The sequence below is a fragment of the Pelagerythrobacter sp. genome (assembly GCF_041912895.1).
Lineage (GTDB): Bacteria > Pseudomonadota > Alphaproteobacteria > Sphingomonadales > Sphingomonadaceae > Pelagerythrobacter.
Map to the genome: position 1 here is coordinate 515,573 of NZ_JAYSGI010000001.1, position 12,985 is coordinate 528,557.

Annotated in this window: 9 protein-coding genes; 7 read left to right on the plus strand and 2 right to left on the minus strand. The window is 68.6% G+C overall.

Annotation, left to right across the window (positions count from 1 at the left end):
• Positions 1-106 precede the first annotated feature (106 nt).
• The 5 genes from ACE3QC_RS02625 to ACE3QC_RS02645 are packed head-to-tail and all read left to right on the plus strand — an operon-like array spanning position 107 to position 7,728.
• Positions 107-1,492: a TIGR03013 family XrtA/PEP-CTERM system glycosyltransferase gene (locus ACE3QC_RS02625; RefSeq protein WP_374405552.1), complete on the plus strand. Its 1,386-nt coding sequence runs from the start codon at positions 107-109 to the stop codon at positions 1,490-1,492.
• Positions 1,489-3,600: an XrtA/PEP-CTERM system histidine kinase PrsK gene (prsK, locus tag ACE3QC_RS02630; RefSeq protein WP_374405553.1), complete on the plus strand. Its 2,112-nt coding sequence runs from the start codon at positions 1,489-1,491 to the stop codon at positions 3,598-3,600. Before ACE3QC_RS02625 ends, prsK begins: the two co-directional genes overlap by 4 nt.
• Entirely contained in the window at positions 3,600-4,964 is a 1,365-nt protein-coding gene (prsR, locus tag ACE3QC_RS02635; protein WP_374405555.1) for a PEP-CTERM-box response regulator transcription factor, read from the plus strand. Before prsK ends, prsR begins: the two co-directional genes overlap by 1 nt.
• Positions 4,948-6,714, plus strand: a complete 1,767-nt coding sequence (locus tag ACE3QC_RS02640; RefSeq protein WP_374405556.1) for a tetratricopeptide repeat protein — start codon at positions 4,948-4,950, stop codon at positions 6,712-6,714. The genes prsR and ACE3QC_RS02640 overlap by 17 nt, the downstream gene beginning before the upstream one ends.
• Before the next feature lie 48 nt (positions 6,715-6,762).
• Positions 6,763-7,728 carry a bile acid:sodium symporter gene (locus tag ACE3QC_RS02645; RefSeq protein WP_374405557.1) on the plus strand — a complete coding sequence of 322 codons (966 nt, stop codon included), beginning with the start codon at positions 6,763-6,765 and terminating at the stop codon, positions 7,726-7,728.
• Here the strand turns inward: ACE3QC_RS02645 and ACE3QC_RS02650 are convergent.
• Positions 7,700-8,770, minus strand: coding sequence for a DUF475 domain-containing protein (locus ACE3QC_RS02650; protein ID WP_374405558.1), 1,071 nt, complete (start codon positions 8,768-8,770; stop codon positions 7,700-7,702). The two genes, ACE3QC_RS02645 and ACE3QC_RS02650, sit on opposite strands and share 29 nt — an antisense overlap.
• 71 nt (positions 8,771-8,841) lie before the next feature.
• Positions 8,842-9,711 carry a 3-methyl-2-oxobutanoate hydroxymethyltransferase gene (panB, locus tag ACE3QC_RS02655; RefSeq protein WP_374405559.1) on the minus strand — a complete coding sequence of 290 codons (870 nt, stop codon included), beginning with the start codon at positions 9,709-9,711 and terminating at the stop codon, positions 8,842-8,844.
• A 132-nt stretch (positions 9,712-9,843) separates the two neighbouring features.
• On the opposite strand from panB, the gene ACE3QC_RS02660 reads away from it, so the two are divergent.
• Both ACE3QC_RS02660 and ACE3QC_RS02665 read left to right on the plus strand, forming a co-directional pair.
• The gene (locus ACE3QC_RS02660) at positions 9,844-11,289 is read left to right on the plus strand and encodes a sodium-dependent transporter (protein WP_374405560.1); all 1,446 of its coding nucleotides are present in this window, start codon (positions 9,844-9,846) and stop codon (positions 11,287-11,289) included.
• Between the two features lie 95 nt (positions 11,290-11,384).
• The gene (locus tag ACE3QC_RS02665; protein ID WP_374405561.1) at positions 11,385-12,962 is read left to right on the plus strand and encodes an amino acid permease; all 1,578 of its coding nucleotides are present in this window, start codon (positions 11,385-11,387) and stop codon (positions 12,960-12,962) included.
• Positions 12,963-12,985: the final 23 nt, after the last annotated feature.

Below are 12,985 nucleotides of genomic sequence, written 5' to 3' on the forward strand. Positions count from 1 at the left end.
CTAGCCGCCCGCCGCGGCGGATTTTCGCGGGGTGTAAGGTTTACCGACATTTCATCTCTGTCTCGTAATCCGGTGATCCTCGCGAGGATCCCGGACCGAGACAGGAATGATCCGCCTCTTCAAACACTACATCCCGCACGCGGTGCTGCTGCTTGGCCTGCTGGACTTGTTCCTGCTGGTGGCGGCAGGCGAACTGGCGTGGCTCACGCGTGCTTCGCAGGCGGGCATCGAGGTCGGGCCGCTGCGCGAGCGACTGGCGCCGCTGGCGGGTTTCGCGCTGACGGTGTGGCTCGCGATGATCGCGGTCGGGGTCTACGGCAGCGAGGCGCTGCGCTCGATGCGATATGCCTGCGCGCGCCTGATGGTCGCGATCAGCCTGGCGATCATCGCGCTTTCGCTGATCGACTTCCTGCTGCCGGGGCTGACCTTCTGGCGCTCTACGCTGCTGTTCGCGATGGTGATCTCCGCGGTTCTGCTGGTTGCCGACCGGGTATTGATCGGCTCGTTTCTCGGCACGTCGGCCTTCCGCCGCCGGGTGATGGTGCTCGGCGCGGGGCCGCGCGCCGCGCGGCTGCGCACACTCGCCGAACGGCCGGAGAGCGGCTTCGCGATCGTATCCTACATCGCGATGACCGACGGCGAGCAGGCGGTCGAGGAAGCGATCGCGCGCCTCGCGATCCACGATCTCGGCCGTTTCGTGGAGAACCTCGGCGCCAGCGAAGTCGTCCTCGCGCTCGAGGAGCGGCGCAATGCGCTGCCGCTCAAGGACCTGCTGCGGATCAAGACGCACGGCGTCCACGTCAACGACTTCTCCAGTTTCATGGAGCGTGAGACGGGGCGGGTCGATCTCGACACGCTCAATCCGAGCTGGCTGATCTTTTCGGACGGGTTCTCCTCCGGCCGGATGGTGTCGAGCGCGGTCAAGCGATTGTTCGATATCGCCGCGAGCGGGCTGTTGCTGGTGCTCGCATCGCCGGTGATCGTGCTCTTCGCGCTGCTGGTGAAGCTCGACAGCAAGGGGCCGGCGTTCTTTCGGCAGACGCGCGTGGGCCTGTACGGTCAGCCTTTCCAGCTCATCAAGCTGCGGTCGATGCGGACCGATGCGGAGAAGGACGGCGCGAAATGGGCCGAGCGCGACGATCCGCGGATCACCCGGCTCGGCCGGTTCATTCGTAAGGTGCGGATCGACGAACTGCCGCAGGTCTGGACGGTGCTGAAGGGGCAGATGAGTTTCGTCGGCCCCCGGCCCGAGGTGCCGCGCTTCGTGGCCGATCTCGAGCAGCAACTGCCCTATTATGCCGAGCGCCATATGGTGAAGCCCGGCATCACCGGTTGGGCGCAGATCAACTATCCCTACGGCGCCTCGACCGAGGATGCGCGCCACAAGCTCGAATATGATCTCTACTACGCGAAGAACTACACGCCTTTCCTCGACCTGCTGATCCTGTTGCAGACGCTGCGCGTCGTGCTCTGGCCGGAGGGGGCGCGATGATCGGGCTGGCGCTCGGCACGGCTCCGCTCGGCTGGCAGCTTGCCGGGTTCTTCCTGGCGGTCGCGGGGGCGGTCGCCGCGGCGGTCTCCGCACTGTGGCTCGCGCGACGGCGAACCGCGCCCATGCCGCATCGCGCCGCGACGCTGACGGCGCTTGCGGCGACCGCGCTGTGGTGCGTGGCAACCGCGGCGCTCGGGCCGCAGCATGCGCTTGCGGAACTGCTTGAAGTGGTGCGCAACCTCGCGTGGATCGGGGTGGTCTATCGCCTTTTCGCCGCCGACGGGCGGCACCATGCCATCGTGCTGGTGCGGCCCGTGATCGTGGTTCTCGCGCTCGTCGAGGGGCTTCAGCTCGTGCTGCTGGCGATCGTGGGCGGCATCGCGCCCGATTTCGCCGCCCGGATCGCGGAGATCGGCGCGGTCTTCCGCATGCTGGTGGCGATCGGTGCGCTGGTCCTGCTGCACAACCTCTATGTCGGGGCGGCCCCCGGGGCGAGGCAGGCCTTGCGCTGGCCGGCCGCGGCGCTCGCGGTTTTCTGGGCCTACGAGCTGAACCTGTTCACCATCGCCTGGCTCGGCGGCCGGCTCGACGAGCTTGTGGCACTCCGGGGCCTGGTGGCAGGCGGGGTCGCCGTCGCGCTGGTGTTCGGCGGAAGCGCGGCGGAACAAGGGCTCCGCCTCGCGCCTTCGCGAGCCGTGGCGTTCCGCACGTTCTCGCTCGCGGTGATCGGCGGATACCTGCTGCTGATGGCGGCGATCTCCTATCTGCTCACCGCTTTCGGCGAAGGGGAGCAGCGGCTCACCCAGGTCGGTTTCCTGATCGCCGCCACAGTCGGGGCCGTGCTGTGGCTGCCGTCGCGCAAGCTGCGCGAATGGTGGCGGGTGACGATCGTCAAGCACCTGTTCCGGCATCGCTACGACTATCGCGCGGAATGGCTGCGGTTCACCCGCACGATGGGGGAGGGCGGTCCCCCCGGCGAGGCGCTGCCGCAACGCGCGGTGCGGGCGATGGCCGATGTCGCCGAAAGTCCTTCCGGCCTGCTGCTCGCGCCCGATGAGGATGGGGCGCTGGTCCTCGCCGCGCGCTGGCGTTGGCCGGGGATCGAGGTGCCGGCGATCGCCGTACCGCCCGCTTTCGTTTCCGCGATCGAGCGCGAAGCGCAGATCGTCGACGTCGAGCACGCATCGCGCGCCGTCAACGCCGCGCGATTGCCCGATTGGCTCGATCCGGCGCAGGGCGTATGGGCGCTGGTGCCGCTGCTGCACTTCGACCGGCTCCAGGGCGTGATCGTGCTCGCCCGGCCGCCGGTGCCGCGGCGGCTCGACTGGGAGGACTTCGACCTGCTCAGCGTCGTCGGCCGCCAACTCGCCAGCTATCTCGCCGAACGGTCGGGCCAGGAAGCGCTGATGGAGGCGCGCCAGTTCGACGAATTCAGCCGCCGCATCGCGTTCGTGATGCACGACGTGAAGAACCTCGCGAGCCAGCTCTCGCTGCTCGCGCGCAATGCCGAGCGCCACGCCGACAACCCCGACTTCCGCGCCGACATGCTCGTCACCCTGCGCAACAGCGCGGACAAGCTGAATGCGCTGCTCGCGCGCCTCGGGCGCTACGGCGCGGGCGGCGGCGCCCGGCGCGAGCGCGTGGACCTGCGCGAGGTCGCGGGCCGGGTGAAAGCGCGGCTGGCGGCGGACGGGCGGATCAGGGTGGTCGCCCCGGGCGAAGTGGTCGTACCGGGAGACTCCGAAGCGATCGAACAGGCGCTGCTTCATCTCGCGCAGAACGCGCTCGATGCCAGCGACGCGGCGCAGACGGTGCATATCGCCGTCGCCAGCGACGGGCTGCGCGGCACGATCGAGGTGATCGATTCGGGGCAGGGCATGACCGCCGATTTCGTGCGCGAGGGGCTGTTCAGGCCGTTCGTATCCTCCAAGCCCTCGGGCTTCGGGATTGGAGCGTTCGAGGCACGCGAGCTCGTGCGCGCGATGGGTGGACGGATCGATGTCGTATCGCGCGAAGGCGTGGGCACGCGCTTCGCGATCAGTCTGCCGCTGTTCGCCGCGCAGGAGCTCATCCGCAACCACAGCACCGCCATCGCGGAGGCCTCATGATGCCGCAGGATCGCCCCAAGCTGTTGATCGTCGAGGACGACGAAGGTCTTCAGGCCCAACTCAAGTGGGCCTACGAGGATTTCGAGATCGTTTCCGCGCACGATCGCGACAGCGCACTCGCCGCCCTGCGCGCCGACATACCGCCCGTCGTCACGCTCGATCTCGGCCTGCCGCCCGATCCAGACGGAGTGAGCGAAGGCTTCGCCGTGCTCGACGCGATCATGGCGCTGAAGCCCGACACCAAGGTCATCGTCGCGTCGGGACACGGCGCGCCCGAAAGCGCGCTGGAAGCCATCGCGCGCGGCGCGTACGATTTCTACCGCAAGCCGGTCGACATCGACGCGTTGGGCCTGATCGTGCGGCGCGCGCTCAACCTACACCGGATCGAGGCCGAGAACCGCCGCCTCGCGCTCCGCGCTGCCGACGACAACGCCGTGCTCGGCGGCCTGCTGACCGGTGCTCCGGAGATGATGAAGGTCGCGCGCACGATCGAGCGGGTGGCTAACACCGGCGCTTCCGTCGTGCTGCTCGGCGCGAGCGGCACGGGCAAGGAACTGCTGGCGCGCGGACTGCACGATGCGAGCGACCGCGCGGGCGGACGGTTCGTCGCGATCAATTGCGCCGCGATCCCCGAAACCCTGCTCGAAGCGGAGCTGTTCGGGCACGAGAAGGGCGCGTTCACGGGCGCGGTGAAGACCACCGAAGGCAAGATCGAGCAGGCGCACGGCGGCACTCTGTTCCTCGACGAGGTCGGCGACATTCCCCTGCCGCTGCAGGTCAAGCTGCTGCGCTTCCTGCAGGAACGCCAGATCGAGCGGCTCGGCGGGCGCAGCCCGATCGACGTCGATACCCGGATCGTCTGCGCCACCCATCAGGACCTCGAGGCGATGATCGCGCAGGGCGGCTTCCGCGAGGATCTCTATTACCGCCTCGCCGAGATCGTCGTGCGCATCCCCTCGCTCGCCGAACGCGCGGGCGACGCCACGCTGCTCGCCAAGGTGTTCCTCAAGCGGTTCGCGGCGGAGATGAATCCCGCGATCAAGGGCTTCGCGGCGGACGCGCTGGCGGCGATCGACGGCTGGGGCTGGCCGGGCAACGTGCGCGAGTTGGAGAACCGCGTGAAGCGCGCGGTGATCATGGCGGACGGCAAGATGATCGGCGCCGAAGACCTCGATCTCGAGGCAGCCGGGGACGACGAGGAAATGCCGCTCAACCTCAAGCGCGCGCGCGAGCAGGCGGACCGCAAGGTCATCCGCCACGCGCTCGCCCGCAGCGAAGGCAATATCTCGCACGCCGCCAAGCTGCTCGGGATCAGCCGCCCGACGCTCTACGACCTGCTCAAGCAATATGATCTCCAGTCCTGACACCCGGCTGCTTCGGTGGGTGGCGGCGCTCGCGCTGTTCGCGCTTGCCGGATGCGAGGAGCCCGCACCGTCGCCCGCACCGCTCGAATCGGCGGAGACGGCGCTCGCGCGCGGCGATGGCTTGGGCGCCGAGATCGCGCTGCGCCGGCTGCTGGACGACGGCGCGCCGCGCGAGCGGCTGGCGGCCTATTTCGGTGAAGCGGAGCTGGCGCAAGGCAACCTCGCCGAAGCGCGCCAATGGCTCGGACCGGCGGAATTCGCGCCCGGATCGCGCGCACGCGGCCTGCGAATGCTCGGCATTCTGGAGATGCGCTCGGGCAACCTCGCCGCTGCCGGAGCGGCGCTCGACCGATCTCTCGCCGTCGACGCGCTCGATCCCGAACTGTGGGTCGCGATCGGCCGGCTGCGCTATCTGGGCGGGGAGCAGGCGCAGGCGGTCGAAGCGAGCCGGCGCGCGGTCACGCTGGGGCCGCACAATCCCGAGGCGCTGCGGTTTCGCGGCCAGCTCGTGCGCGACGCCCACGGCATGACCGCCGCGCTGCCGTGGTTCGAGGCCGCGATCGAGGCCGATCCCGACAATATCGATCTGCTGGCGGACTACGCCGCGACGCTCGGCGAGGCGGGGCGTGCGCGCGACATGCTCGCCGCCGTTCGCCGCATGGCGGAGATAAATCCGGGCGACCCGCGGCTGTTCGTATACCAGGCCGCGCTCGCCGCCCGCGCGGGCGACTTCGATCTTGCCCGTGGGCTGCTGTCGCGCGCGGGCGATGCCGAGCGGATGGACGCCGCGTCGGCGCTGCTGGCAGGGGTCATCGACTTGCAGGAGGGCAATCCCGCGACGGCGGCGCAGGCGTTCGACCGGCTGTTGCGGAGCCAGCCGGACAACCGGCGCGTGCGCCAGTTGCTGGCGCGGGCGCTGCACCTTGCGGGCAACGATCGCGAACTGGTCTATCGCTTCGCGGCGGAAGCGGCAGCGCCGGGCGCCGAACCCTATCTCGCCCAGATCGTCGGCCGGGCGTACGAGGCACTGGGCGAACGTGACAAGGCCGCGCCGCTTCTCGAGAAGGCCGCCGGGGCCGACCGCAGCGGCCTGACCGCGCTGGCGGCGGCGATCCCGCTCGAGGTTGCGCAGGCGCGGGGCGGGGACGACGGGCGCGACGCCGTATCGCTCGTGCGCGGACTGATCGCGGCCGGTCGAACCGACGCCGCGATCCGCGCCGCCGAAGTCTTCCGCGGGCGGTTCCGCGGATCGGCCGACGCGCTCGGCCTCGCCGGAGATGCCTATCTCGCCGCCGACGATCCCGAGCGCGCGCTCGACCGATACCGCGCGGCTGCGGAAATCCGCCGCTCCTGGCCGCTCGCGCGGCGGATGCTGGCGGCGCACGTCGCGCGCGGCGACCGCGCCGGGGCCTGGTCGCTGCTCAGCGACCACCTCGCGGGCGAGCCGGCCAATCGCGAAGTGGCCGCGATGTTCGCACTGCTCGCGTTCGACGCGCGGAGAAGCGAACAGGGCGAAGCCGCGCTCGCCCATGCGCTCGCGGGCGGAGGATCGCGCGATCCGCAATTGCTGGCGCTCGCCGCGCAGATCGCGCTGCAAGACGGCGATGCCGCCGCCGCGCGTGATGCGGCCGAGCGGGCCTACGCGCTCCAGCGCCGCAATCCGCTCGCCAGACGCGCGATCGTTCGCGCTCTCGATGCGACGGGGGAAGAGGAGACCGCGGAGGTGCTGGCACGGGACATCGCGCGCTAGCGCCCGATCGGTCTCGACAGCATCGGCGCGGTGCGCCATCGGATGCCCGTGGCGATCCCCGTGCTTTCCCGTGTCGACCCGATGGTCCGTCTGCTCGTCGTCGCGATCGCGCTCGCGACGCTCGTCCCCGCGGTCGGCGCCGGGCGGGAGATCGCGCAGGCGGTGTCGAGCGCGGCCATCTTCGCACTGTTCTTCCTCAATGGGTTGCGCTTGCCGCGCGACGAGGTGCGCCGCGGTCTCGGCCACACGCGGTTTCTCGTTCCGCTGGCGGCATGGTGCTTCGGCGCGATGGCGCTTGCCGGGCTCGCCCTGTCGGCGCTGGCCGACGGGCGCCTGCCGATGGAAATCGCGACGGGTTTCCTGTTTCTCGGCACGCTCGCATCGACCGTGCAGTCGGCCGCGGCCTACAGTTCGATCGCCGGCGGAAACGTCGCGGCGTCGGTGGTCGCGGCGGCCCTGCTGAACATCGCCGGCGTGTTCGTCACCGCGCCGCTGTTCGCGTTGCTCGGCGGTCTGGAGACGGCCGACGTCGGGCTCGGCGCGCTGGCGCGAATCCTCGGGCTGCTCGTCGTTCCGTTCGTATTGGGTCAGGCGTTCCAGCGCGCGGGCCGGGCATGGGTCGTTGCGCATCCCCGGGCGGTGTCGTGGACCGACCGTGGCGCTATCGCGATCGCGGTCTACGTCGCCTTCTCGGGCGCGGTCGAGCGCGGGCTGTGGTCGGCGCTGGATGCGGCGCAGTGGGCGGTTTTCGGCGGCCTGCTCGCGATGTTCCTGCTCGCGGCATTCGGCGGGAGCTGGCTGGTATCGGGGGCGCTGCGGCTCGACCGCGCGACGCGCATCTCGTTCATGTTTGCCGGCGCGCACAAGAGCGTGGTGAGTGGAGCGCCGATCGCGCTGATCCTGTTCGCGCCCGCGGCGGCGGGCCTCGTGATGGTGCCGCTGCTGGCCTACCACCTCGCGCAACTGGTGGTCTCGGCCCCGCTGGCTACTCGGCTGGCGCGTTCGCCTCGCTGACCGGGTGGCGCCGGTTGTGGCGCACCGACCACCACAGCGACAGCCCGATCAGGATCGCGCCGATCAATCCGGTGATCGTCTCGGGGATATGGAACCTCGCCGAAAGCAGCATGATCGCGCCGAGCACGATGATCGCCCAGAACGCGCCGTGTTCGAGGAAACGGTACTGCGCCAGCGTCCCGCGCCTGACGAGATGGATGGTCATCGAGCGGACGAACATCGCGCCGATCGACAGGCCGAGCGCGATCACGATCATGTTGTTCGACAGCGCGAAGGCGCCGATCACCCCGTCGAAGCTGAACGAGGCGTCGAGCACGTTGAGATAGAGGAACCCGCCGAGGCCGCTGCGCACGACGGCGCCTTGCAGACGCGCGGTGTCGGCTTTCATCTCGAGCACGGTGTTCAAGCCTTCGACGGCGATGAAGGTGACGAGGCCGAGGATGCCCGAGACGATGAAGGTCAGCGCATCGGCCGGATCGAGCATCGTCGAAACGCCCCACATCGCCAGCAGCAGCAGGGCGATCTCGACCGCCGGAAGCGCGGCGATGCGGGCGAGCCTGCGCTCCACCGCCGCGATCCAGTGAACGTCCTTGTCGAGATCGAAGAAGAACTTGAGGCCGACCATCGCGAGGAACGCGCCGCCGAACCCGGCGATGCCGACATGCGCCGAACTGACGATCTCCTCGTAACGGGCTGGATCGTTGAGCGAGAGGTTCAGCGTCTCGATCGGGCCGAGCCCGGCCGCGATGGCAACGATCGCCAGCGGAAAGACGACGCGCATGCCAAACACCGCGAAGGCGATGCCCCAGGTGAGGAAGCGCCGCTGCCACACCTCGTCCATTTCCTTGAGCACGGAGGCGTTCACCACTGCGTTGTCGAAGCTGAGCGAGATCTCGAGCACCGAGAGCACCACGATGATCCACACCAGCGAGGCGGTCGCGCCGATGTCTCCGGTGCTCGACCAGCCGTACCAGACGCCTAGCCCGAGGCAGATCAGCGTGAAGACGAGCGAGAACTTGTAGAAGCTAAGGAACGTGGCCATGCGGCAACCCCGATGAGACGAGCGCGCCCGCTAGGAAATTCGCGCCCGTGCCGCAAGGCGCAACATGCGCGCTACTTCGGCTGGTAGGTCTGGTCCTCGCCCGGGAAGGCCCGGCTGCGCACGTCGGCGGCATAGCTGGCGGCCGCCTTCGAGATGATCGCCGCCAGTTCCTCATACCGTTTCACGAAACGCGGCACGCGGTCGAACATGCCGAGCATGTCGTCGCACACCAGCACTTGCCCGTCGCACTTCGCCGAGGCGCCGATGCCGATGGTCGGGCAGGAGAGCGCCTGCGTCACTTCGATCGCGATCGGCTCGACCACGCCTTCGACGACCACCGCGAACGCGCCTGCCTCGTCGAGCGCTTTCGCGTCGGACACGATCTTCCCGGCTTCAGCATCGTCCCGCCCGCGCGCGGCGTAGCCCCCGAGGACGTTGACCGCTTGCGGGGTCAGCCCGACATGGCCCATCACCGGGATGCCGCGCTGGGTCAGGAACGCCACCGTTTCGGCCATCGCCGCGCCGCCTTCGAGCTTCACTCCCGCCGCTCCGCTGGCCTTGAGCAAGCCCGCGGCGCTTTCGAATGCCTGTTGCGGCGAAGCCTCGTAGCTGCCGAAGGGCATGTCGACGATCACCACCGCGTGATAGCTGCCCCGCACCACTGCGGCGGCATGGTTGGCCATCATGTCGAGCGTGACGGGGATCGTCGAGGGCAGGCCATAGATCACCTGCGCGAGGGAATCGCCGACCAGCAGCAGGTCGCAATGCTCGTCCAGCAATTGCGCCTGACGCGCGGTGTAGGCGGTGAGCATGACGAGCGGCTCCTCGGTCACGCCGTCCGTTTTGCGCTGGCGGATCTTCGGCACCGTGAGGCGTCGCATCGGCTGTGGGGTGGGGTTGGCGCGGCTGGTCGCGGTGTCGAGCTGGAAGGTCGTGGACATGGCCGGGGTTCTAGCCGCAGCGGGCAAAAGCGCCAACCGTGCCCTTGGCCCGATCGCCTTTTCCATGCAGAAGGGTGCCAAATGGCGCGACCGGCCGTGTCGGCGGCGCGCGCAAGAGGGGTTTTTCCAAAGATGGCCGCAACCGGCGATACCACAGGCGCCAAGACGACCAGCGAAGGCTGGTCCTCACGCTCGGCGTTCATACTCGCGGCGATCGGCGCCGCGGTCGGGCTGGGCAATATCTGGCGCTTCCCGACGCTCGCGGGTGAAAGCGGCGGCGGCGCCTTCGTGATATTCTACGTCGGCTGCGTGTTCCTTCTCGGCCTGCCGCTGGTTCTCTCCGAGATTATCGTCGGGCGGGTCGGACAGACCGATGCTGTGGGATCCATCAAGCGCGTCGCGGCGAAGTCCGGCGTGGCTCCGGGTTGGTCGATCTTCGGTGCGATCGGCGCCTGCGCGGCTTTCCTGATCCTGTCGTTCTATTCGGTCGTGGCCGGATGGGTGCTCTACTACGTCGGCGTGATGGGCGTCGATTTCGCCGAGGCGCTGGCGGCGGGGGACCCGTTTCGAGGGGCGCTGGCCGGCGAGAGCCGCGAGATGATCCAAGGCAGGATGGCCGGGCTCTTCGCGAGCCCGAGCCTGATGCTCGGCATGCACCTGGTGTTCATGGGTGCGACGTTCTTCATCGTCGCGCGCGGCGTGCACGGCGGGATCGAGAAAGCGGCGACCTGGCTGATGCCGGGCTTCTTCGCGCTGCTCGTGGGGATCACGATCTATGGCGCTTTCGCCGGCGAGATGGGCCAGGCGCTGGCGTTCCTCTTCACGCCCGACTGGTCGAAGCTGACGCCGCCGGTGATGAACGCGGCGCTCGGTCAGGCGCTGTTCTCGCTCTCGCTCGGCGTCGCTGCGCTGATCACTTACGGATCGTACATCAAGGAAGGGTCCGGGCTGGGGCCGACCGCCGCGATGATCGCCACCGCCGACACCTGCGTGGCGCTGCTGGCTGGGCTGATGATCTTCCCGATCGTGTTCGCGGTCGGACTCGATCCCGCCGCCGGACCGACGCTGGTGTTCCAGTCGCTGCCGTTCGCATTCCAGACGATGCCCGGCGGCGCGCTGATCGGCCTGCTGTTCTTCGTGCTCATCCTCGTCGCCGCGATCACCAGTTCAATCTCGCTGCTCGAAGTGCCGACCGCGTGGGGGATAGGCGAACGGCGCTGGAGCCGGGTCCGGTCGGCCTCGATCTTCGGCGGCGGCGCGTTCCTGATCGGGATCGCCTGTCTTCTCGGTTACAATGTGTGGTCGGACGTGCGCCCGCTCGGCTTCTGGCCGATCTTCGCCGAAACCGACATACTCGACACCGTCGACGGATTCACCGGCAAGATCATGCTTCCGGTGGTCGCGCTCCTGACCGCGATCTTCATCGGCTGGAAGGCGGATCGCAAGCTCGTGGGCGCGACCGCCGGGCTCTCGCCCGCGATGCTCGGCGTGTGGCGGTTTCTCGTCGCGTGGCTGTGCCCGATCGCGGTCGCCCTGATCCTGCTCTTCGGATTGTTTCCGGGGCTGCTCGGTGCCTGACGAATTCCGGTTGTCACCGGGCTGAAATATCATAGAAACAGCGCGTCGGCTGGCAGGGCGGGGGAGTCTCGCTGCGGGCCCGGGAGAACCCCTGCATGTTACTGGACAGGATAAAGCCGCTCGATGCGATTCTCGCGACGGCACAAAGGAAGTCGCTCAAGCGAACGCTGGGGCCGATCCAGCTTATGCTGTTCGGTATCGGCTGCATCATCGGCACGGGCATTTTCGTGCTGACTTCGGTCGGCGCGCAGAAGGCCGGGCCGGGCCTGATGATCGCCTTCGCCATCGCGGGCGCGGTGTGCATCGTCGCCGCGCTTTGTTATGCCGAGATCGCCGCGATGGTGCCGGTGGCGGGCAGTGCCTACACCTACAGCTACGCGACCATGGGCGAATTTCTCGCCTGGACGGTCGGCTGGGCGCTGATCATGGAATATGCGATCGCGGCGAGCGCGGTCTCGGTCGGCTGGTCGGGGTATTTCAGCGGGACGATCCTGAACGAGTTCCTCGGTATCCAGTTACCGCAATTCCTCGCTGCGGGTCCGCTGGCGTTCGGCGGCGAGGAAGGCGGGTTCATCAACCTGCCCGCAGCGCTGATCGCGCTGGTCGTCACCGGTCTGCTGATCGTGGGCACCAGCGAAAGCGCGAAGGTCAACGCGATCCTCGTGGCGATCAAGGTGGCAGCGTTGACCGCCTTCGTCGCGCTGACGCTGACCAGCCCGGAATTCGATGCCGACCGCTTCAACCCGTTCCTGCCCGCCGGCCTGTTCGGTGGCTGGGGCACCGGCGTCGGCGCGGTCGGTGCGGCGGCGACGATGTTCTTCGCCTATGTCGGGTTCGACGCGGTTTCGACCGCAGCGGAGGAAACGAAGAACCCGCAGCGCAACGTGCCGATCGGGCTGATCGGATCGCTGCTGTTCTGCACCGTGTTCTACATCCTCGTCGCTGCCGGTGCGATCGGCACGATCGGCGGACAGCCGATCTTCGACGCCACCGGCTTCCCGCTCGAGGCGGGATCGCCCGAACTCGCGCGCCAGTGCGCGATGCCGCAATATGCCGGCGCGCTGGTGTGTTCGGACGAAGCGCTGGCCCACGTGCTGCGCCAGATCGGCTTCTCGGGCATCGGCAACCTGCTCGGCATCGCGGCGTTCCTGGCGCTGCCGTCAGTCATCCTCGTGCTGCTGTTCGGTCAGACGCGCATCTTCTTCGTGATGAGCCGCGACGGTCTGCTGCCGCCGCTGCTGAGCCGGGTCCACCCGCGTTTCCGTACGCCGCACGTGGTGACCGCGATCACCGGAATTGCGGTGGCGGTCGCCGCTGCGTTCTTCCCGGTGGGGCAACTGGCGGACATCTCGAACGCCGGCACGCTGTACGCATTCCTGATGGTCGCCACGGCGGTTATGGTGCTGCGTCGCCGCGATCCGACGCGCGAGCGCTCGTTCCGCGTGCCGTTCGTCTGGGTCGTTGCGCCGCTGACCATCGTCGGCTGCGTGCTGCTGTTCTTCAACCTGCCGAGCCAGGCGATGCTGTTCCTGCCGATCTGGAGCGCGATCGGCATCGTGATCTATTTCCTCTACAGCCGCCGGAACAGCCATCTGGGCCGCGGGATCGTGGAGGTGATCGACGATATCGAAGGTGAGGAAAAGACCGTGCCGATCGATACGCCGCGGGGCTGATCGGGCCGGTATAACGATAAAGG